Source organism: Streptomyces sp. NBC_01537, from assembly GCF_045040445.1.
Classification (GTDB): Bacteria; Actinomycetota; Actinomycetes; order Streptomycetales; family Streptomycetaceae; genus Actinacidiphila.
This window is the reverse complement of the sequence record NZ_CP109392.1, coordinates 850,874-869,982: the sequence shown is the minus strand read 5'-3', so window position 1 is coordinate 869,982 and position 19,109 is coordinate 850,874. Positions and strand designations below refer to the sequence as shown.

Sequence of the window (19,109 nt, the reverse complement as noted above, 5' to 3'; positions counted from 1 at the left end):
GCTGGGCGGTTGAGCGGTCGGCGGTTCAGTGGCGGCCCTGGAGCCGGGCGGCCTCCGCGCGGATCGCGGGCAGCTGTGCGTAGAGCTCCTCGCCGGGGCAGTCGGTGAAGAAGGCGTCCCGGTGGCCGGAGATGGCGTTGAAGTCCTCGTGGGTGCCCTTGCGGAAGCGGGACTTGTTGTTCGACGAGCGGAGCTTCTGCGTGCTGCGCGGATCGATCCCGGCCAGCCCGAGCTTCCAGGCGGAGAGCTTCGCGATGGCCTCGGTCATGACGTGCGGCACGCTGCCCGCCGCGTCGTAGCTGCCGATGGCGGCGATGCCCACGGTGTCGATGTTGAAGCCGACGGACTGCGCTCCGACGACCGGCCTGGTGACGCCGCCCGCCCGGCCCTCGTAGATCGTGCCGCACTTGTCGACGAAGAAGTTGTAGCCGACGTCGTCCCACTTCTGGTCCTTGACGTGGCCGGTGTAGATGCCCCGGATGATCTCGGGCACCCTGGCGCAGTCGTATCCGTTGCCGTTGTCGGTGTGGTGCAGGAAGACGACCCGCACGGCGTGCCCGTAGCGCGGTGCCTCGTGGAGCAGTGACTCGTCCGCGCCCCACCCGGCGCGGCTGACGATCGCAGGCCGCGCGGCCCCGTACAGCGAGACGGGGTGGGTGAGCGTGCGGTGCGAGAGGTCGGCCAGCGGCACCGGGCGGGGCTGGGGGCTGGGGCGGGGCAGCCGCCCGGCGGCAGGCGGCGGGTACGGGGCGGCGTGGGCGCCCCAGGCGGCGACGGCTGCGAGACCGATGATCCCGGCACCCGCGGCGCAAAGTGAGGCCGCTTGAATGGAGCGCATGAACGCATCGTCAGTTCATATGCCCGATGGTTATGGCGACACGCCGGGCGGGGCCGGAGCCTCACCCGGTCGTACGCCTTCCTTTTGCCTGTCCGAAATATCGGAAACCGCCTCAGTAGTAATCACGCATCAGTTCGGACGCCCAAGCGGGCTGGGATGCCGCGTCGGCTGTCGGCAGTGGGCCGAACTCGGCCATCCAGGGCTTGATGTCGAGCACGGGCGTGCCGTCCACCGCGTCGAGCCCTGAGACGTGGACAGCCAGGCCGTCCACTTTCAGGAGCCGGCAGCGCGAGACGCCGAGGCGGTTGGGACGGTTCTTGCCGCGTTGCGCGAAGATCCCGACAAGCGGCCAGTCCGTGTTGCCGCGCGGGTGCCGCGCCCCCGTCTCGATCTTCGCGGGCGGCACGCGGTCGAAGTGGAACACCACCTCGATGTGCGAGAAGCCGTCCAGTCCGTACAGCGCCTCCGGTCCGAACCGCTCCCCGTCCAGCCGGATCACCGCTTCGACGCCGCCCCATTCGTCGTCCTCGACGGGGACGCGGCCGCCCACCACATGGCCCACGGGGCGGACTTGGATCTCGGACATCCTGTGCCTCCAGGCTCTCGCTCATTCTCGTCTGTTCTCGCTATATGAGATATGAGTATCACGCTATGGACACGGGTGGGTAGCGTACGTCCCATGCCAAGGGAATGGGACGCCACGACGTACGACGCGCTGCCGCTGCCGCACCTGGAATGGGGCCGCCGGACCCTCGACCGCCTCAGCCTCTCCGGCGACGAGCGCGTGCTCGACCTGGGCTGCGGTACCGGCCGCGACACCGTCGCCCTGCTCGACCGCCTCCCCGGGGGCCGGGTCGTCGCCCTCGACGGCTCGCTGCGCATGCTCGACCAGCTGCGGGCCCGGCTCGACGGACGGCCGGACCGGGACCGCGTCGACATCACGCACGCCGACATCACGCGGCCGCCGCTGCCCGTGCGGGGCCTCGTCGACGCGGTCACCAGCGTCGCCACGTTCCACTGGATCCCCGACCACGCCGCGCTCTTCGCGGGTGTCGCCGCCGTACTGCGGCCCGGCGGGGCCTTCGTCGCCGAATGCGGCGGCCTCGGCAACATCGCATCCGTGTCCGCCGCGGTCGATGACGTCCTGGGCCCGCAGCCCGCCGTCTGGAACTTCGCCGGCACCGAGGAGACCGAACGCCGGCTGCACGACGCCGGCTTCACCGATGTACGGGTCGCCCTGCTGCCCGACCCCGCCCGTCTGGAGCCCGGCGACCAGCTCCTGAGCTATCTGGCCGTCGTGGTCCTCGGCGGCCAGCTGGAGCGGCTGCCCGCCGACCGGCACGAGGCCTTCGTCAGGGCGGTGGCGGACCGGCTGCCGGAGCCGGTCGTGGACTACGTCCGGCTCACGATCTCGGCCACCCGGGCTCTCGGATAGGCGTCAGGCGTCAGATGTCAGGCGTCGGGCAGGGCTGCCGGGACCTCCGGCGCGTTCGGCAGCACATTGCGTACGTAGTCGTCGACGGCGGCCTCCAGGCCGACATCGCGCTGCGCCTGTTCGGACATGAACCACCGGTGCTCCAGCAGCTCGTGGTAGACCTGCGCGGTGTCCAGGGGCCTGCGCAGCTCCAGCGGCACGGCCCGGACCGTCGGGCGGAAGACATCGCGGACCCAGCGGTGGGCCAGCACCTCGGGGCGGGCGCCGAGGGGGTCGCCGGGGGCGTAGTCGTCCTGGGTGGCCATCCAGGTCTCCAGGTCGTTGAGGAGGCTGCGGGCCTGGTTCTCCTCGGCGTCGAGGCCGGTGAGGCGCAGCAGCTGGCGCTGGTGGTGGCCGGCGTCGACGACCTTGGGGAGGAAGGTGACCTGGTCGCCGTCGGGCGACTTCTGGATCTGCATCTCGGCCACGTCGAAGCCGAGTTCGTTGAGGCGGCGGATACGCCGGTCGATGTAGTGCCGCTTGTCCACCGGGTAGACGGACTCCCGCGTGAGCTCGTGCCACAACTCGCTGTAACGGTCGGCGATGGCCTGGCCGAAGGTGATCGGATCCACTGACGGGTGCAGCGAGCCGCCCGCCTCCAGGTCGAGCAGCTCGCCCGCGATGTTGACCCGGGCGACCTCGATGTCGTAGTCGCGCTGGCCGCGGCTGAGCTGCGGCTGGATCTGGCCGGTCTCGGCGTCCACGAGGTAGGCGGCGTAGGCGCCCGCGTCACGCCGGAAGAGGGTGTTGGACAGCGAGCAGTCGCCCCACGCGAAGCCGGTGAGGTGCAGCCGTACGAGCAGCACGGCGAGCGCGTCGAGCAGGCGGTTGACGGTGCCCGGCCGCATCGTCGTCTCGAACATCGAGCGGTACGGCAGCGAGCCGCCCAGGTGCCGGGTGATCAGCACCGGCTCCAGCGGCTCCCCGGCGGCGTCGGCGCGCCCGGTGACGACGGCGAGCGGGTCCACGGCGGGTATGCCCATCCGGTCCAGGTCGCGCAGCAGCCCGTACTCCCGTACGGCGGCCCACTCGCCGACCTCCTTGACCGCGACGACCTCGTCGCCGGCGTTGGCGAACCGCACGACGTGCCGGGAGATGCCGCGTGGCAGCGACACCAGGTGTTCCTCCGGCCACTCCTCCAGGGGGATGCCCCAGGGCAGGTCGAGAAGGGCCGCCGGGTGCTCGGGCGAGGTCGCGGTGATCTGCAGCTCCATGACGCACAAGTGTGCGGCATGCGCAGGGCCGCATACGCTGCGGGTATGACGGAACGGTTGGTGGTCATCGGTGGCGACGCGGCGGGTATGTCAGCGGCCTCCCAGGCGCGCAGACGGCGGGGGCCGGAGGACCTGGAGATCATCGCGTTCGAACGCGGCCACCACACCTCGTACTCGGCCTGCGGCATCCCGTACTGGATCGCCGGGGATGTCGACGACCCGGACGCGCTCGTCGCCCGTACCGCGCAGGAGCACCGGGCCCGGGGAATCGACCTGCGGCTCGGTACCGAGGCCGTCGGGATCGATCTCGGGCGGCGGCGGGTGCGCACGCGCATGACGGACGGCGGCGGCGAGTCCTGGACCGGCTTCGACCAACTGGTCATCGCCACCGGCGCGGTGCCGGTCCGCCCGCCGATCCCGGGCATCGACGCGGACGGTGTCCACGGGGTGCAGAGCCTCGACGACGGCGAAGCCGTCATGCGCACGCTGGACGCGGGCGGGGTGCGCGACGCGGTCGTGGTCGGCGGCGGCTACATCGGCGTCGAGATGGCCGAGGCCATGCTGCGGCACGGACTGCGGGTCACCCTGCTCGAACGCGGCGAGCAGCCCATGGCCACGCTCGACCCGGACATGGGCCGCCTGGTGCGCGAGGCCATGGAGGGCATGGGCATCCGGGTGGAGACCGGCTCCGCCGTGCGCGAAGTGCTCACCGGCGACGACAAGCGGGTCCGCGCGGTGGCCACCGACAAGGGCGAGTATCCGGCCGACATCGTCGTCCTCGGCCTCGGGGTACGGCCCGAGACCACCCTCGCCCACGAGGCAGGGCTGCCGCTCGGCGCGTACGGCGGCCTGCTCACCGACCGCTCCATGCGCGTGCGCGGTACGGAGGGGATCTGGGCGGGCGGCGACTGCGTGGAGGTCCTCAACCTCGTCTCGGGCGCCCTGCAGCACATCGCCCTGGGCACGCACGCCAACAAGCACGGCCGGATCATCGGCACCAACATCGGCGGCGGTTACGCGACCTTCCCCGGCGTCGTGGGCACCGCGGTCAGCAAGGTCTGCGCCGTCGAGATCGCCCGCAGCGGCCTCAAGGAGTCGCAGGCCCGGGCCGCCGGGCTTCGCTATGTCACCGCCGTCATCGAGTCCACCAGCCGGGCCGGCTACTTCCCCGGAGCCGCCCCGATGACCGTCAAAATCATCGCCGAGCAGGTCACCGGACGGCTGCTCGGGCTGCAGATCGTCGGCCGCGAAGGCGCGGCCAAGCGGGTCGACATCGGCGCCGTCGCCCTCACCGCCGGCATGACGGCCGAGCAGATGACAGCGCTCGACCTCGGGTACGCTCCGCCGTTCTCCCCGGTGTGGGACCCGGTGCTGGTCGCGGCGCGCAAGGCGGCGGACAAGGTCGGTGCGGCGGCGGCAGCAGCGGCAGCGGCGTCCGGCTGACGGTCGGTCCGGCTCTCAGTCGGGCCGTACGGCCAGCTTCTCCAGTGCCTCCAGCAGCCCCGGCAGTTCCGCACCCCGGCCGACCGGCAGCACCTCGCCCGGATCCTCGTCCAGCAGCACGAACGCGATGTCGTCCGTGCGCGCCACCATGCTCCAGCCCGGCCCGTCCACGCGCAGCGTACGAGCCCCCTCCCCGGCGGGCGCGGACCGTATCCGGCCGACGGGCGGCGGCGTACGTACGTACTCCTCGGCGGCGTCCAGCGCTCGGCGTACGCCCTTGTGGAGGCCGGGACCGGAAGTGGCGGCGGGGCCGTCGGCCCCGCCTTCGGGCTCCGCACCGGGTCCGGTATCGGCACCGGGTTCGCCCAGCTGCTCCCGCCACACCCGCCACTGCAGGGCGATCTCGTCCGCGCCCAGCCGTCGCTGTGCGGGCCCCCAGTCCGCGGTGTCCGGCGGTGACAGTGCCGGCCGGCCGCCGTCCTCCTCCGTGGGGTCGTGCGGGGCGGGGACGCCCGGCGCGGTGACCGCGACCGGAAGCGGCCAGCCCGGCAGTGCGGCCACCACCGACCGGTCGTCAGGCGACAGGTCGTACTCCAGTCCGCAGTCCCAGGCCGCCAGCGCGCACGCGACCAGGGCCGTGTCGCTCACCGCCACCGTCCACCGGGCCCCCGCCCCGTCCTGCCCGAATACCAGCCCGTAGCCCTCCGACGCAGGCTCCAGCCCGAGTTGCGCGCATGCCGCCGGATAGTCGTCGGCCAGAACGCCCGGGAACTGCGCGGGCGTCAGCATCGCCGCGGTCAGCACATACAGCGCGTCGTCATCGTCCGTCGCGGTCACGGGCCTCCCCTTCCTGCTCCTGTCGGTGGTCCGCGCACCTTAACCAGCCGGTAACCCCCGCGTCGAGAGCCGCAGAGCACGTACGGAAGAACGGTTCGGCCACGGCGCGGTCAGGCGTTCGTGGGCAGCGTCGCCGATGCCAGCGCCAGGAAGCGGTCGTCGGTGTCCGTGTATTCGGTGAGGGTCCACCCGGAGGCGGCCAGCAGCGGCCGCAGATTGTGCTGCGCGCGCAGGTCGTCCTCCGTCAGTTCGCGCCCCTGGCGGGCGGCCAGCGCCGCGCGGCCGATGGGGTGGAACAGTGCGAGCAGACCGCGGGGCCCGGTGACCCGGGCCAGCTCGCGCAGGGCGGCGCCAGGGTCGGGGAGATGGCCGATGAGGCCGGCGGCGAAGACCGCGTCCACCCCGCCGTCGCACAGCGGCAGCCGCGCGACATCGGCCAGGAGCAGCGCCCCGTACCGGTGCCGGCCCTTGCCCGCGGCGGCGGCCAGCATCTCGGGCGTCAGGTCGGCGCCGATCACGAGACCGTCCGGCCCGACATCGGCGCGCAGGAAGGGCAGTGCCCGTCCCGTGCCGCAGCCCGCGTCGAGCACAGTCATGCCGTACCGCAGCCGCATGGCGGAGACCGCGGCCTCGTAGGCGGGTGCGTCGTCGGGATAGCGGGTCTCCCAGTTCGCGGCCCGGGCGGCGAAGAACTCCCGGACCTGTGCGGGGTCGGTGTGCACGGGGCTACCTCCGGGTTCCGGGCAGTGGGCGGGCATCATGGTCGCATGATCCCGCTCCGCTCCGTCGCCCTGTTCGTTCTCGCCGCGCTGCTGGAGATCGGCGGTGCCTGGCTCATCTGGCAGAGCGTCCGCGAGCACCGCGGCTGGGCGTGGGCGGGTGCGGGCATCGTCGCCCTCGGGCTGTACGGATTCGTCGCGACCCTGCAGCCGGACGCCGACTTCGGACGGATTCTGGCCGCGTACGGCGGGGTGTTCGTGGCCGGTTCGCTCGTGTGGGGGATGGTCCTGGACGGCTACCGTCCGGACGGGTTCGACGTGGCGGGCGCTCTGGTGTGCCTGGCGGGTGTGGGCGTCATCATGTATGCGCCACGTAGCGGCTGAACTACGCACCGTGCGCACAGGTTCGGGCGCTGGGTGATCGCATCGGACCGCAACCTGCCATCGCGCTGTCAATTTCCGCAGGGTCCGGTCATGCCCCCGGGCCGCTCCGCTGCCCGGACTAGCGTCCCTTGGCCATGGGACACATGGACCACGCCAGCTTCGGCTGGCTGACCCCGACGCTCTCGTACGCGATGGCATGCGTGGGCGCGGCCCTCGGCCTGCGCTGCACCGTACGGGCCCTGGCCACGACCGGACCGTCACGGCGCAACTGGCTGATCACCGCCGCCAGCGCGCTGGGCACCGGCATCTGGACGATGCACTTCATCGCGATGCTCGGCTTCAGCGTCTCCGGAACCGAGATCCGCTACAACGTGCCGCTGACCGTGCTCAGCCTGCTCGTCGCCATGCTCGTGGTCGGCGCCGGTGTCTTCGCCGTCGGCTACGGCAGGAAGCGGGCCCGGTCACTGGCCCTGGGCGGACTCACCACCGGGCTCGGCGTGGCCAGCATGCACTACCTGGGCATGGCCGCCGTACGGCTCCACGGCCGGGTCGGCTACGACCCCTGGCTGGTCGCGCTGTCCGTGCTGATCGCCGTCGCCGCCGCGACCGCCGCGCTGTGGGCGGCGCTGACGATCCACCGGCCGGTCGTCGTCGCCGGCGCTTCCCTGGTCATGGGCGCGGCCGTGAGCAGCATGCACTACACGGGAATGTTCGCGGTACGGGTCGCCGTCCACCCCTCGGCGGCGGGACTGCCCGGCGCAGGAGCGACCGCCTTTCTCTTCCCGCTCGTGGTCTTCCTCGGCTCCTACCTCTTCCTCACCTCCGCCTTCGTCGCACTGTCGCCGACCGCCAGGGAACGCGCGGCCTCGGCGACCGCCCAACGGCTCCACGAGGGGGCGATATGACCACCCAGCGCGATCGCGACATGACCGTGCCGCGCGGGCGGCGCGCGCATGCCGGACTGCCCGCCGACGAAACCCCGCAGCGCCCCGCGCTGGCCTCGGCGGTCTCCGACCGGGGGCCGGTGCCGCACCTGCGTCCGGGCCCGAGGCTGGTGCTGCGGCCCAAGTCGGTCCGCGCCAAGATCGTCTCCGTCCTCATGGTCCCGGTGGTCTCCCTGATGGCGCTGTGGGCCTTCGCCGCCGTCACCACCGCGCAGGAGGTCTCCGGCCAGCTCCGCGCCCAGCGGGTCGACCGCACCATCCGCCAGCCGGTCACCGCCACCGTCACCGCCCTGCAGGCCGAGCGTCACGCCGCCGCCCGCTACCTCGCGGCCCCCAGCACCGCCCGCGCCGACGAACTGGAGCGGCGGGTCGACGACACCGAACGCGCCGCCGCCCCGCTGCGGCTGGACAGGACCCACACCGTCGCCGACGGCACCGGCCTGTCCGCCCAGGTCACGGGCCGCGTGCGGACCTTCGTGGACGGCGTCACGGCGCTCACCTCGCTCCGGCCGCGCATCACCGCCCGGGCGGCCCGCTGGGAGGAGGCGTACGCCGACTACAACGCGGCCGTGGAGAAGGCCTTCGCGGTCGCCGGGGCGCTCGCGGCCACCCCCTCCGACCGGGTCGCCCTCGACATCGCCAGGTCCGCCGAACTCCTCTCCGCCGAGGACGCCCTGCTGTCCGCCGCGCAGACCGGCAGCGACTTCCCCGCCGACCGCCGCCGCGACTTCACCGGCGCGGTCAGCAGCCGCCTGCTCCTCCTGCGCGCCTCGGCCCCCGACCTGCGCGGCACCGACCGGGCGGCCTGGGACAGGCTCAGCCGCTCGGGCCCGTACGAGGACCTGCGCACCCTGGAGGAGCGGGTGGCCGCGGCCCCGCCCGGCCGGCTCGCCGCGCAGGCGGTGTCGGCCGACGTCTGGGAGCAGGTCTCCGCCCCGGTGCTGACCGGCCTGCGGGACATCGCGGCGTCCGCCGGCTCGACTGGACGCGCCGACCCCGTCACCCACAGCGTGCTCACCAAGTCCGGGGCCGCCGTGCTGCTGGGACTGCTGGCCGTGCTCGCCTCGCTGCTGATCTCGGTGCGCATCGGACGCGGCCTCGTCATCGAACTGGTCGACCTGCGCAACACCGCCCTGGAACTCGCCCGCCGCAAACTCCCGCGCGCCATGCGCAGGCTGCGCGCCGGCGAGGAGATCGACATCGACGCCGAAGTGCCGCGCGGCCGCCACGGCAGCGACGAGATCGGCCAGGTCGGCGAGGCGCTGGGTACCGTGCAGCGCGCCGCCCTGCAGGCGGCGGTGGAGCGGGCCGAACTGCTCAGCGGCGTCTCCGGGGTCTTTGTCAACCTCGCCCGCCGCAGCCAGGTTCTGGTCCACCGTCAGCTCGCCCTGCTGGACAGCATGGAGCGGCGTACGGAGGACCCGAACGAGCTGGAGGACCTCTTCCGGCTCGACCACCTCACCACGCGCATGCGGCGTCACGCCGAAGGCCTGATCATCCTGTCCGGGGCGGCCCCCGGACGCGCCTGGAGCCGGCCCGTGCCGCTCACCAATGTCGTCCGGGCGGCGGTCGCCGAGGTCGAGGACTACGCCCGCGTCGAGGTGCGGCGACTGCCGCAGGCCGCCGTGGCCGGCTCCACCGTCGCCGACCTCACCCACCTGGTCGCCGAACTCGTCGAGAACGCCACCCAGTTCTCGCCCCCGCACACCAAGGTCCGGGTCTACGGCGAACAGGTCGGCAACGGCTACGTCCTGGAGGTCGAGGACCGGGGGCTCGGCATGGGCAAGGAGGTCATGGCGGAGGCCAACCGCCGCATCGAGCAGGCGCAGGCGCTGGACCTCTTCGACAGCGACCGGCTCGGGCTCTTCGTGGTGAGCCGGCTCGCCAAGCGGCACGGTGTCAAGGTGTCGCTGCGCCCGTCCCCGTACGGCGGCACCACCGCTGTCGTCCTGCTCCCCACCGCCCTGCTCGAACTGGGCGCGCCGGAGGCCGACGCGGCCCGCAACGTCACCGGCCGGACGCCCGTCGGCGCCCGGCCCCGGCCCCGCGACGCCGAGCTGCCCACGCGGACCGCCGCGCCGCCACCGGCGGTCCTGGGCGCCGGGAGCGGCAACGGCGTGCCCCGGCCCGCCCTCCAGGTGCCCGACACACCGGCCGAGCCGCCGCCGGCGCCCGAGCCCGCCGCCGAGCACTCTGCCGGGCACGCCGCCGGGCCCGAGCCCGCGCCTGCCCCCGCCGCGCGCGCCGGCCGCCCCGAGACCGGGGAGCCGGCACCCGACGGCGGTGAACTGCCGCGCCGCGTGAGGCGGGCGAACCTCGCCCCGCAGCTCATGGACCCTCCGGCCGCACAGAGCCGGGGCACCCGGGACGTCGAGCGGCCGCCCGAGCCCGAGCGGTCGCCGGACGAGGTCCGCGCAACGATGGCCGCGTACCGCAGCGGCTGGATCCGTGGCGGCGGACCCGAGGCCCGCGACGCCAGGCCCGAACGCCGTGCGCTGCGCGTGGCGTCCCGCCGCGACGGCGGCCGGGACGGCGACCCCGACGACAGCACGGACACTCCGCAGACGCAGTCGCGGATCAAGCCGAGCGAAGGAGACCACGGATGATCGACACATCGCACCGGTCCGGAGAGCTCGACTGGCTGCTCGACGAGCTCACCGAGCACGTCGCCCAGGTACGCCACGCCGTGGTGCTGTCCAACGACGGCCTGGCGGTGGGCGCGTCGCAGGGGCTCAGCCGGGAGGACGCCGAGCACCTGGCGGCCGTCGCCTCGGGCTTCCACAGCCTGGCCAAGGGTGCCGGGCGGCACTTCGACGCGGGCGCCGTCCGCCAGACCATGGTCGAGCTCGACCGCGGCTTCCTCTTCGTGGCCGCCGCGGGGGAGGGCTCCTGCCTGGCCGTGTTCACCACGGCTGCGGCCGATGTGGGCCTCATCGCGTACGAGATGGCCCGGCTGGTCAAACGGGTGGGCGAGCACCTGCACACCCCGCCGCGCGCCAGGGGCGCCGACAGTCCGGTCGGAGGCTGACCGATGGGACAGGACCGAGTGTGATGACAATGGACGAACCGGCCATGAGTCCGCGGGAGGGCGGCCGCTGGTTCGACGACGAGGCCGGACCGCTGGTGCGCCCGTACGCGATGACCGGCGGCCGCACCCGCCCCGGCTCGGCGGGCGCCCGGCTCGACCTGATCGCCCAGGTCGTCGCCGAACGCGGTGCCGTGGACGACCCGTCCCTCGCCCCCGAGCACACCGCGATCCTCGCCCTGTGCCGCCGTGAACCCCTGTCGGTCGCCGAACTCGCCGCCGACTCCGACCTGCCCGTGGGCGTCGTACGCGTCCTGCTGGGCGACCTGCTGGCGCTGGGCAGCGTACGGGTGCACATTCCCGTACCGCCCGCCCAGCTCCCCGACGAGCGCATTCTGCGAGAGGTGATCAATGGACTCCGCGCCCTCTGACCGACCGGTCCGGGACCTGCCCGAAGAGCCGGTCATGGCCCTGAAGATCCTCATCGCCGGGGGCTTCGGCGTCGGCAAGACCACGCTCGTCGGCGCGGTCAGCGAGATACGCCCCCTGCGCACCGAGGAGCGGCTCAGCGAGGCGGGCAGGAACGTGGACGACACCGACGGCGTCGAGCGCAAGACCACCACCACGGTCGCCATGGACTTCGGCCGGATCACCATCCGGTCGGGCCTTTCGCTCTACCTCTTCGGCACCCCCGGCCAGGACCGCTTCTGGTTCCTGTGGGACGAACTGTCCAACGGCGCGCTCGGCGCGGTGGTGCTCGCCGACACCCGCCGCCTCGAGGACTGCTTCCCCGCGGTGGACTTCTTCGAGCACCGCGGCATCCCCTTCGCCGTCGCCGTCAACTGCTTCCCCGGGTCGCGCACCTTCCGTACCCAGGACGTGTCGCGCGCGCTTGACCTGGAGGCGGGCACGCCTGTGGTGCTGTGCGACGCGCGCAGCCGCGAGTCCGGGAAGGAGGTGCTCATCGCACTGGTCGAGCACGCCGGGCGGATGCACACCGCGCGCATGCTGGATTCGGTCGGGTGACAGACACCGGCGTCTAGGGCCTGTCTTGTGGATCTCCGCGGCGTCGCGTGCCCTGGCACCAGCGCTCGCCGCGTTGTCGTCGGTCGACAACGCTCCGCGTTGCCTCCCTCCTCCGCCTTGCGATCGCAGGCGCCAGACCCCGCTCCTTCACCCACGGAGATCCACAAGACAGGCCCTAGTCCGACACCCCCGCTTCGCTCACGACCTTGTCGATCCGCAAGCGCACCAGCAGCTCGCCGGGCACGCCGTTGCGCTCCCCGTACTCCTGCGCCCGGTCCTCGCCCATGTAGCGGCCGGCGATCCGGCCCGCCCACTCGCGCAGGGGGCCCGGCTCCTCGGTGATCTGCGCGCTGCCGTAGACGATCACATAGGAGAACGGCGGCCGGTCGTCGTCCACGCAGAGGGCCGCCCGGCCGTCGCGCGCCAGATTGCGGCCCTTCACCGTGTGCTTCCCGGTGTTGAAGACCAGATCGTCACCGTCGAGCACGAACCAGATCGGCGCGATGTGCGGGCTGCCGTCCGCCCGCACCGTCGACAGCTTCCCGGTCCGTGTCCCCGCGCTGATGAAGGCCCGCCACTGCTCGTCGCTCATCTTCGTTCCCATGGTGCCCATCGTGCCGTGCGCTGCCCACGACCCGCTGCTCACGACCCGCTGGAGGGATGCGCTTCGGCCTCCGGATACAACGACTCGTCCGGCAGCCCCCTGCGCAGCAACTGCCGCCACCGCACGGCGTCGTACTCCTGGGGCGTGGTCGTGTCGAGGAAGTCCTCCAGTACGGAGATGAAGCGCTCAGGCGCGTCATGGTGCGGGAAATGCCCCGCGTCCTCGAACACCTCCAGCCGGCTGCCCGGCATGGCACTGTGCGCGAGCCCCGCGTGCTCGACCGGGATCACCCGGTCATGCGCGCCCCAGACGATGAGAGTGGGCAGACCGGCGGTCAGATAGCTGCGGTCCATCATCGTGATGACCTGGCCCCGCAGATCGACCCCGGCGCGCAGCGTGCGCAGGAAGGCCTGGCGGCTGGTGGCGGTGGACAGCGCGAGATAGCGCTCCAGCACGTAGTCGAAGTCGTGCCGCCCGAGGCCGAGACCTCCGGTGAGGCGCAGCAGGGGGGCGGCGAGACCGAGCGCCTTGCGCACGGGCGCGGAGGTCGCCAGCGGCAGCGCGAGCTCGGCGCCGGGCCCGGCCGCGAGCCGCAGCAGCGGATGCACCTCCGGGCCGACCCCGCCGCCGCCCACGATCACCAGGCGCTCGCAGCGCTCGGGGAACTGGTAGGCGAACTGCATGGCGACGCCTGCGCCCAAGGAGTGGCCGACGACCGATACGCGCTCGATGTCCAGGACGCCCAGCAGGTCACGCATGCCGCAGGCGTAGGCGGCCACCGCGTAGTCGGCGCGCGGCTGCTCGCTGTCGCCGTGGCCGAGCAGATCGGGCGCGATGACGGTGCGGTGGCGGGCAAGCCGGGGCAGGATGTGCGACCAGGTCTCGGAGGAGTCACCGAGGCCGTGCACCAGGAGCAGCGGCGGACCGCTGCCCGCCATCCGGAACGCCCTGCGGTAGCCGTGGATGTCGCGGTAACGGACCGGCACCTCCGCCGGTTCGTTCACGGCGGCCGGAGCCGGACCGTACCCCCACTCGGCCACCAGTCGCCGTTCCATGCGTCCAGCGTGCGACAGGGGCGTTTCCCGGGCAATGCGTTCCGGTTAGCGGACCGTGAACGCGGCCGCCGACCGGCCCGGCGGATCAGCACCGGCGTATCACACTGCTGTGACTTGTCGAATGGGGGCGAAAGCAAGGCACCCCGTACGACATACTGTGCCTCCTCCGTATCGAGCAAACGGTCGAAACGGAGGCGTTCGCTCTCACGTACGCCACCGAGGAACAACCGCCCATGCGCTTGCGCCCCCGCACCATCCGCACTCAGCTCGTGACACTGCTTCTGGTGCCGCTGCTCTCCCTGGCGGGCCTGTGGACGTACAGCACTTACTCGTCGGTGCGCGACGGGCTCGCACTGCTCCAGGTCGCCGACACCTACCACTACTACGGCGACCCCACCGACAGCCTCGATCTCGCGCTGCAGGCCGAACGCCGCGCCGCCGTCGTCTACACCGCCTCGCACGGCAAGAAGGGCGCCGCCGAACTGGCCGCGCTGCAGAACACGACCGACGAACGCCTTGCCGTCCTGCGCAGCCACGCCCAGCGGGAGGCCCAGGGCGCGCAGCTGTCCGGTGACCAGAAGGAACATCTCACCTTGACGCTGAAGGGGGCCGCCGACGGGCTCGCCACCCTGCGCGACGAGGTGCGGGACCCCGCGGCGAGCTGGTACCACGTACTGGAGACGTACTCGTCCGTCATCGAACCCGGATTCCAGCTGCGCGAGTCGCTGGCCGCCCTCCAGACCGGCCCGCTGGCCCGGGAGGCGATCGTGGTCGTCGGAGCGGTCCGGGCCCGCGAGCTCCTCTCCCAGGAAGACGCGATGTTCGCCGCCGCGCTGGTCAATGGGACGATGAGCGACCTGGAGTACCGGGCCTTCACCAACCTGATCAGCGGCCGCCAGCTGCTGCAGCAGGCGTACGGAAGCGAGCTGCCGGAGTCCGCCCAGGAACGCCTGGAGGCGTTCGTGAACGGCAAGCTGGGCGGCGCGCTGAAGTCCGCGGAGCTGCTGACCAGCAGCTCCGGTGCCCAGGACGCCCCGTCCGCCATCCCGGAGACACTGTGGCGGCAGAGCGTGGACGACGCGCTCGACGAACTCGACGCCGTCAATGTCCTGGCCAGCGACGACATCGGGGCCGATGCCCGCCGCACGGGCATCGCGGTGCTGATGAGGACCGGGACGGTCAGCCTGGCCGGCCTGGTGCTCGTTGCCTTGTCGATCGGTGTGTCGCTGCGGCTGGGCCGCCGCCTCGTGCGCCGCCTCAGGCTGCTGCGCGACGAGGCGCTGGAGCTGTCCGGCAAGCGCCTGCCCGAGGTCATGCGCCGGCTGCGGGCCGGCGAGGAACTCGACGAGGAGGCGGTGTCGCGCGCGGCGCCCGCGCTGAAGCTGGGCGCGGACGAGATCGGCCAGGTCGGCCGGGCCTTCACCGCCTCGCAGCGGGCGGCGGTGCAGGCCGCAGTCGAGCAGGAGAAGCTGCGGCGGGGCGTCTCCTCGGTCTTCACCAACCTGGCCCGCCGCAGCCAGCTGCTGCTGCACCGGCAGCTCACCCTGCTCGACGCCATGCAGCGCCGCACCCAGGACCCCGCCGAGCTGGAGGACCTGTTCCGGCTCGACCACATGACCACCCGCATGCGCAGGCACGCCGAAGGACTGCTCATCCTCTCCGGCAACTCGCCCGGCCGCGCCTGGCGGCGTCCGGTCCGGCTCGCCGAGGTGGTGCGCGCGGCGGTCGGAGAGGTCGAGGAGTATCCCCGGGTGGCCGTCCGGCGCATGCCGCGGATCAGCGTGACCGGCGCGGCGGTCGGCGACATCGTCCACCTGCTGGCAGAACTGATCGAGAACGCCGCCGCCTTCTCACCGCCCGAGACCAAGGTCGTCGTGCGAGGTGAGGTCGTCGGCGGAGGCTATGTCGTCGAGATCGAGGACCGGGGGCTAGGCATGAGCCCCGAGCGGCTCGCCGATGCCAACAACGAGGTCGGCGAGGCGGCGGCGGGTGTCGAACTGCCGGAGACCGACCGGCTCGGACTGTTCACCGTCGGGCGGCTCGCGGCCCGCCAGGGCGTGCGGGTCACCCTGCGCAGGGGGGACTACGGCGGGGTGGCGGCCGTCGTCCTCGTCCCGAGCGCGATTCTGGTCGAGCCGGAGAACGACGAGCCCGAGACCGGTGAGGTGACACTGCGCCCCCGCTCGGTGCCGGACGCGGCCCCTTCGGCTTCGGCGCATTCGGCCCCGTCAGCCGCGCGCGCCGCCGGCCCGGCAACGCCGGGAGGCATGGGCGTGGCCGTTGTGTCCAGGCCTGCGCAGGAGACGAGGGAGGAGCGTAACGGCATGGGATTGCCGAAGCGGGTTCGACAGGCCAATCTCGCACCTCAGCTCAGGGAAGACACGGTGCACGACAACGCCGCGGAGACACCGAGTACGGGCGCCGACCGGGAACGATCTCCTGATCAGGCCCGTTCCACCATGGCGGCTTTCGCCCGCGGGCTGGCCCGCGGGCGCTCCGCCGAAGCACCGCGACCGACCGGGGAGGACGGGGGATGACGGTGAGCACTGGACTCACATGGCTGATGGATGACCTGACGGAGCGGGTGCCGCATGTGCGGCATGCGCTTGTGCTGTCCAACGACGGGCTGGTGACAGGAGCCAGCAGCAGTCTGGACCGCGCGACGGCCGAGCACCTGGCCGCCGTCTCGTCCGGTTTCCAGAGCCTGGCCAAGGGTGCCGGACGGCACTTCAACGCCGGTGGTGTGCGCCAGACGATGGTCGAGTTCGACGACGGCTTTCTCTTCGTCACCGCGGCCGGCGACGGCAGCTGTCTTTCGGTGCTCAGCGGGGTGCAGGCCGATGTCGGCCAGATCGCCTACGAGATGACCCTCATGGTCCATCGCGTCGGCGAGCACCTGGGCGTGGCCCCGAGACAGCACGACGCGGACCACCCGGGGGAGTGACGCAGTATGAGCCCGCCGGCGGACGAGGGCGCGCTCTGGTACGACGACGATGCCGGTCCGATGGTCCGCGCCTACACCATCACCGGGGGCCGTACCCGGCCTGAGAGCGGTCAGGAGATCGACCTGATCGCGGTGATCGTCGCGGACCCGGACGCCGATCCGGACGAGACCCTCGACGAGCAGCATCTCGCGCTGCTCGACCTGTGCCGCCCGGCTCCGCTCTCCGTCGCCGAACTGGCCTCGGAGGCGGACCTCGCGGTGGGTGTGGTGCGGGTGCTCCTCGGCGACCTGCTGCGGGACGGCCAGCTGCGGGTGATCCGCCCTGTGCCGCCGGCCGACCTGCCGGACGCCGGCCTGCTGCGGGATGTGATCGACGGGCTGCGGGCGCTGTGACGGGACGGGTCGTTGTGGCGGGCCGCCCGCCGTGACCGAGTTATCCACAGGTCGGAAGGAGCCGCTGGCCACTGTCGGACCCCCGGGCTACATTCGTGACTGTCAGTAGTTGATCGTCACAGGGGGATGACATGGCAGCCGTTCGGACTGTTGGGGAAGTGCTCGGAATGGAGCGGGCCCGGGAAGAACTGGAGCTCGACCTGGGGGAGTTCGAGGTCGCGCTGCAGCTCGCCGAGCTGCGTACGGTGCCGACCGGCGCGGGACGCCGCAAGGTGCCGTACGCGGAGGTGGAGCGGCTGCGGGCCGAGGAGGCGTTCCCGCAGGCGCTCCGGCGGCGGGTGGCCGTCGTGGGGAGCGTCGACGGGTCGGAACTCATCGGGATCAGCCGGGACCGTTTCGCCAAGCTGGCCAAGGGCGGACTGATCAGCCCCGTGCGCTGGTACGCCAACCGTTACCGGGCCGTCGTCTGGCTCTATCTCGCCGACGACGTACGGCGGTTCGCCCGGGACCACCCCGGGCTGCTCACCGGCCGGCTCCCGGCAGACCTGCGTGAGGCCCTCGCGGAGGGCGAGGACCACCGGGCCCGGAGCTGGCGGGCGCGCCGCGCCGCCGGCTTCCTCCGGCAGGCCGCCGACGGCTGGAGCGAGGCCGCCGTATGGGCCGAACTCCTCGGGCCCGAGGCGACGGCGCAGACCGTGCCCGACCTGTACGAGCGGACCTACCTGCGCAGACTGCGGCCCGGCTTTCCCCCGGGCGGCACCGGCTCGCACGCGCCGCGCGAGGTCGTCGAGGCCACGGTCGTCGCCGACCATCCGGACGAGATCGCCGCCGCCCGGGCCCGGCTCACCGAGGCGCTGGACCGGGCCAGGGCGGAGCGGGCGGCACCTCATCCGGAGCCGCCGCCGGAGCCGCCGCCGGAGCTGTCACCGGGGCGGCGACCTGAGCCGCCGCCGGGGCCCCAACCGGAGGCGCAGGCGCTGCCGTTTGCCCAGGAGCCGCCCGGGCGGTCGGCTCCGCCCGTGGGGCCGGCGTCCGCGCAGGTGCCGGATCCGGACCCGGAGCGCAGGGGATGGCGCAGGCTGCTGCGCCGCAGGTGACGTGCCGTCAGTCCGTGTTCTCCGTCTCTACGCGCGGGCCATAAGGCACATGAGGTCGAACAGGACGGTTGCCGCGGCAATGGACGTGATCTCGGCATGGTCGTAGGCCGGGGCCACCTCCACCACGTCCCCGCCGACGAGGTGCACGCCCGACAGCCCGCGCAGTACGCGCAGCAGCTCGCGGCTGGTCAGCCCTCCTGACTCCGGGGTGCCCGTGCCCGGGGCGAAGGCCGGGTCGAGTACGTCGATGTCGACGGACAGGTACACCGGAAGGCTTTCGACGCGCTCCGTGACGGCCTGGATCGCACCGGAGGTGCCGAGTATGTCGAGGTCGCTCGCCCGGATGGTGCGAAAGCCCAGCCGTTTGTCCTCGTCCATGTCCGCCCGCTCGTACAGCGGGCCGCGAATGCCGACGTGGATGGAGTGGTCCTCGACGAGAAGGCCTTCCTCGAAGGCGCGACGGAAGACGGTGCCGTGCGTCGTCGGCGCGTCGAAGTAGGTGTTCCAGGTGTCCAGGTGTGCGTCGAAGTGGACCAGGGCGACCGGCCCGTGCTCGCGCACCACCGCGCGGAGCATCGGCAGCGCGATGGTGTGGTCCCCGCCGATCGCCAGCACTCTGCGCCCGCCGGCCCCCACATCCCGGGCGTGACCCTCGATCCGGCCGAGGGCCTCGTCTATGGAGAAGGGGGAGACCGGGACGTCGCCGGCGTCGACGACCTGGATCTTGTCGAAGGGTGAGGTATCCAGTTCGACGTGGTGTCCGGGCCGCAGATGGCGGGACGCCTGGCGAACAGCCATGGGGCCGAACCGGGCCCCGGGGCGGTAGGACGTGCCGGCGTCGAAGGGCACGCCGAGCACGGCGACGTCGTAGTCGCCGACCCGGTCGATCTCGGGCACCCGGGCGAACGACCCGGATCCTGCGAAGCGCGGTACTTCGGTGCCGGACACCGGGCGGACCGGGCCGGAGGAACGGTCGGGCATGCGGCACTCCTGTCGTAGCTTGGCCAGCCGGCCCCAGAATTGTTCAACAAGTACGTGGTAGCTATGGTGATCTGTAACCATTTCGGACGCGTAACGCTACAGTTTTTGTTCAACAATTTCTGCGCTACCCT

Annotated in this window: 20 protein-coding genes; 12 read left to right on the top strand and 8 right to left on the bottom strand. The window is 72.5% G+C overall.

What is annotated here, in order from left to right:
* Positions 1 to 25 precede the first annotated feature (25 nt).
* A complete protein-coding gene (locus tag OG607_RS04300) occupies positions 26 to 838 on the bottom strand; it encodes a peptidoglycan recognition protein (protein ID WP_405718948.1) in 813 nt (270 codons plus the stop codon).
* 112 nt (positions 839 to 950) lie between these two features.
* Positions 951 to 1,424 (bottom strand): SAM-dependent methyltransferase, encoded by a 474-nt coding sequence (locus OG607_RS04295; RefSeq protein WP_405718945.1) that lies wholly within the window; start codon positions 1,422 to 1,424, stop codon positions 951 to 953.
* Positions 1,425 to 1,517: 93 nt separating this feature from the next.
* On the opposite strand from OG607_RS04295, the gene OG607_RS04290 reads away from it, so the two are divergent.
* A complete protein-coding gene (locus OG607_RS04290; protein WP_405718943.1) occupies positions 1,518 to 2,273 on the top strand; it encodes a class I SAM-dependent methyltransferase in 756 nt (251 codons plus the stop codon).
* Positions 2,274 to 2,290: 17 nt separating this feature from the next.
* On the opposite strand, the gene OG607_RS04285 is transcribed toward OG607_RS04290, so the two are convergent.
* On the bottom strand, positions 2,291 to 3,526 hold the full coding sequence (locus tag OG607_RS04285; RefSeq protein ID WP_405718940.1) for a DUF4032 domain-containing protein: 1,236 nt from the start codon (positions 3,524 to 3,526) through the stop codon (positions 2,291 to 2,293).
* A gap of 45 nt (positions 3,527 to 3,571) precedes the next feature.
* On the opposite strand from OG607_RS04285, the gene OG607_RS04280 reads away from it, so the two are divergent.
* Positions 3,572 to 4,969: an FAD-dependent oxidoreductase gene (locus OG607_RS04280; RefSeq protein WP_405718937.1), complete on the top strand. Its 1,398-nt coding sequence runs from the start codon at positions 3,572 to 3,574 to the stop codon at positions 4,967 to 4,969.
* Between the two features lie 15 nt (positions 4,970 to 4,984).
* Here OG607_RS04280 and OG607_RS04275 read toward each other — a convergent pair whose 3' ends face one another.
* Both OG607_RS04275 and OG607_RS04270 read right to left on the bottom strand, forming a co-directional pair.
* A complete protein-coding gene (locus OG607_RS04275) occupies positions 4,985 to 5,758 on the bottom strand; it encodes a hypothetical protein (RefSeq protein ID WP_405736542.1) in 774 nt (257 codons plus the stop codon).
* Between the two features lie 158 nt (positions 5,759 to 5,916).
* Complete coding sequence (locus OG607_RS04270; RefSeq protein WP_405736539.1) at positions 5,917 to 6,564, bottom strand: class I SAM-dependent methyltransferase; 648 nt, start codon at positions 6,562 to 6,564, stop codon at positions 5,917 to 5,919.
* Between the two features lie 9 nt (positions 6,565 to 6,573).
* Between OG607_RS04270 and OG607_RS04265 the strand changes: the two genes are divergently transcribed.
* The 6 genes from OG607_RS04265 to OG607_RS04240 all read left to right on the top strand — a co-directional run bounded on the left by OG607_RS04265 (position 6,574) and on the right by OG607_RS04240 (position 11,904).
* A complete protein-coding gene (locus tag OG607_RS04265; RefSeq protein WP_405718934.1) occupies positions 6,574 to 6,909 on the top strand; it encodes a YnfA family protein in 336 nt (111 codons plus the stop codon).
* 134 nt (positions 6,910 to 7,043) lie between these two features.
* Positions 7,044 to 7,814, top strand: coding sequence for an MHYT domain-containing protein (locus OG607_RS04260; RefSeq protein ID WP_405718931.1), 771 nt, complete (start codon positions 7,044 to 7,046; stop codon positions 7,812 to 7,814).
* Positions 7,811 to 10,459, top strand: coding sequence for a nitrate- and nitrite sensing domain-containing protein (locus tag OG607_RS04255; RefSeq protein ID WP_405718929.1), 2,649 nt, complete (start codon positions 7,811 to 7,813; stop codon positions 10,457 to 10,459). Before OG607_RS04260 ends, OG607_RS04255 begins: the two co-directional genes overlap by 4 nt.
* A complete protein-coding gene (locus tag OG607_RS04250) occupies positions 10,456 to 10,881 on the top strand; it encodes a roadblock/LC7 domain-containing protein (RefSeq protein ID WP_405718926.1) in 426 nt (141 codons plus the stop codon). The genes OG607_RS04255 and OG607_RS04250 overlap by 4 nt, the downstream gene beginning before the upstream one ends.
* Before the next feature lie 23 nt (positions 10,882 to 10,904).
* The gene (locus OG607_RS04245) at positions 10,905 to 11,309 is read left to right on the top strand and encodes a DUF742 domain-containing protein (protein WP_405718924.1); all 405 of its coding nucleotides are present in this window, start codon (positions 10,905 to 10,907) and stop codon (positions 11,307 to 11,309) included.
* A complete protein-coding gene (locus OG607_RS04240) occupies positions 11,290 to 11,904 on the top strand; it encodes a GTP-binding protein (protein WP_405718921.1) in 615 nt (204 codons plus the stop codon). The genes OG607_RS04245 and OG607_RS04240 overlap by 20 nt, the downstream gene beginning before the upstream one ends.
* Positions 11,905 to 12,079: 175 nt before the next feature.
* Here OG607_RS04240 and OG607_RS04235 read toward each other — a convergent pair whose 3' ends face one another.
* On the bottom strand, positions 12,080 to 12,508 hold the full coding sequence (locus OG607_RS04235; protein WP_405718919.1) for a PPOX class F420-dependent oxidoreductase: 429 nt from the start codon (positions 12,506 to 12,508) through the stop codon (positions 12,080 to 12,082).
* Between the two features lie 38 nt (positions 12,509 to 12,546).
* On the bottom strand, positions 12,547 to 13,563 hold the full coding sequence (locus OG607_RS04230) for an alpha/beta fold hydrolase (protein ID WP_405718916.1): 1,017 nt from the start codon (positions 13,561 to 13,563) through the stop codon (positions 12,547 to 12,549).
* Between the two features lie 233 nt (positions 13,564 to 13,796).
* Here OG607_RS04230 and OG607_RS04225 point away from each other — a divergent pair, with 233 nt between their 5' ends.
* The 4 genes from OG607_RS04225 (at position 13,797) to OG607_RS04210 (ending at position 17,997) form a co-directional block, all read left to right on the top strand.
* The gene (locus OG607_RS04225) at positions 13,797 to 16,100 is read left to right on the top strand and encodes a nitrate- and nitrite sensing domain-containing protein (RefSeq protein WP_405718913.1); all 2,304 of its coding nucleotides are present in this window, start codon (positions 13,797 to 13,799) and stop codon (positions 16,098 to 16,100) included.
* Complete coding sequence (locus OG607_RS04220) at positions 16,097 to 16,507, top strand: roadblock/LC7 domain-containing protein (RefSeq protein ID WP_405718911.1); 411 nt, start codon at positions 16,097 to 16,099, stop codon at positions 16,505 to 16,507. The genes OG607_RS04225 and OG607_RS04220 overlap by 4 nt, the downstream gene beginning before the upstream one ends.
* Before the next feature lie 6 nt (positions 16,508 to 16,513).
* Positions 16,514 to 16,900 (top strand): DUF742 domain-containing protein, encoded by a 387-nt coding sequence (locus tag OG607_RS04215; protein WP_405718909.1) that lies wholly within the window; start codon positions 16,514 to 16,516, stop codon positions 16,898 to 16,900.
* A 167-nt stretch (positions 16,901 to 17,067) separates the two neighbouring features.
* Positions 17,068 to 17,997, top strand: coding sequence for a DUF6397 family protein (locus tag OG607_RS04210; RefSeq protein WP_405736536.1), 930 nt, complete (start codon positions 17,068 to 17,070; stop codon positions 17,995 to 17,997).
* A gap of 27 nt (positions 17,998 to 18,024) precedes the next feature.
* Here the strand turns inward: OG607_RS04210 and speB are convergent, their stop codons facing one another.
* On the bottom strand, positions 18,025 to 18,978 hold the full coding sequence (gene speB / locus OG607_RS04205; RefSeq protein ID WP_405718906.1) for an agmatinase: 954 nt from the start codon (positions 18,976 to 18,978) through the stop codon (positions 18,025 to 18,027).
* Positions 18,979 to 19,109: the final 131 nt, after the last annotated feature.

What these genes read in the sequence shown, in the direction of transcription:
- OG607_RS04225 (WP_405718913.1), top strand. Translation starts at nt 13,797, where the DNA reads ATGCGCTTGCGCCCCCGCACCATCCGCACTCAGCTCGTGACACTGCTT.
- OG607_RS04210 (WP_405736536.1), top strand. Translation starts at nt 17,068, where the DNA reads ATGGAGCGGGCCCGGGAAGAACTGGAGCTCGACCTGGGGGAGTTCGAG.
- OG607_RS04285 (WP_405718940.1), bottom strand. Translation starts at nt 3,526, where the DNA reads ATGGAGCTGCAGATCACCGCGACCTCGCCCGAGCACCCGGCGGCCCTT.
- OG607_RS04235 (WP_405718919.1), bottom strand. Translation starts at nt 12,508, where the DNA reads ATGGGAACGAAGATGAGCGACGAGCAGTGGCGGGCCTTCATCAGCGCG.
- OG607_RS04240 (WP_405718921.1), top strand. Translation starts at nt 11,290, where the DNA reads ATGGACTCCGCGCCCTCTGACCGACCGGTCCGGGACCTGCCCGAAGAG.
- OG607_RS04215 (WP_405718909.1), top strand. Translation starts at nt 16,514, where the DNA reads ATGAGCCCGCCGGCGGACGAGGGCGCGCTCTGGTACGACGACGATGCC.
- OG607_RS04260 (WP_405718931.1), top strand. Translation starts at nt 7,044, where the DNA reads ATGGGACACATGGACCACGCCAGCTTCGGCTGGCTGACCCCGACGCTC.
- OG607_RS04255 (WP_405718929.1), top strand. Translation starts at nt 7,811, where the DNA reads ATGACCACCCAGCGCGATCGCGACATGACCGTGCCGCGCGGGCGGCGC.
- OG607_RS04245 (WP_405718924.1), top strand. Translation starts at nt 10,905, where the DNA reads ATGACAATGGACGAACCGGCCATGAGTCCGCGGGAGGGCGGCCGCTGG.
- OG607_RS04290 (WP_405718943.1), top strand. Translation starts at nt 1,518, where the DNA reads ATGCCAAGGGAATGGGACGCCACGACGTACGACGCGCTGCCGCTGCCG.
- OG607_RS04265 (WP_405718934.1), top strand. Translation starts at nt 6,574, where the DNA reads ATGATCCCGCTCCGCTCCGTCGCCCTGTTCGTTCTCGCCGCGCTGCTG.
- OG607_RS04275 (WP_405736542.1), bottom strand. Translation starts at nt 5,758, where the DNA reads ATGCTGACGCCCGCGCAGTTCCCGGGCGTTCTGGCCGACGACTATCCG.
- OG607_RS04300 (WP_405718948.1), bottom strand. Translation starts at nt 838, where the DNA reads ATGCGCTCCATTCAAGCGGCCTCACTTTGCGCCGCGGGTGCCGGGATC.
- OG607_RS04220 (WP_405718911.1), top strand. Translation starts at nt 16,097, where the DNA reads ATGACGGTGAGCACTGGACTCACATGGCTGATGGATGACCTGACGGAG.
- OG607_RS04270 (WP_405736539.1), bottom strand. Translation starts at nt 6,564, where the DNA reads ATGCCCGCCCACTGCCCGGAACCCGGAGGTAGCCCCGTGCACACCGAC.
- OG607_RS04295 (WP_405718945.1), bottom strand. Translation starts at nt 1,424, where the DNA reads ATGTCCGAGATCCAAGTCCGCCCCGTGGGCCATGTGGTGGGCGGCCGC.
- OG607_RS04280 (WP_405718937.1), top strand. Translation starts at nt 3,572, where the DNA reads ATGACGGAACGGTTGGTGGTCATCGGTGGCGACGCGGCGGGTATGTCA.
- OG607_RS04230 (WP_405718916.1), bottom strand. Translation starts at nt 13,563, where the DNA reads ATGGAACGGCGACTGGTGGCCGAGTGGGGGTACGGTCCGGCTCCGGCC.
- speB (WP_405718906.1), bottom strand. Translation starts at nt 18,978, where the DNA reads ATGCCCGACCGTTCCTCCGGCCCGGTCCGCCCGGTGTCCGGCACCGAA.
- OG607_RS04250 (WP_405718926.1), top strand. Translation starts at nt 10,456, where the DNA reads ATGATCGACACATCGCACCGGTCCGGAGAGCTCGACTGGCTGCTCGAC.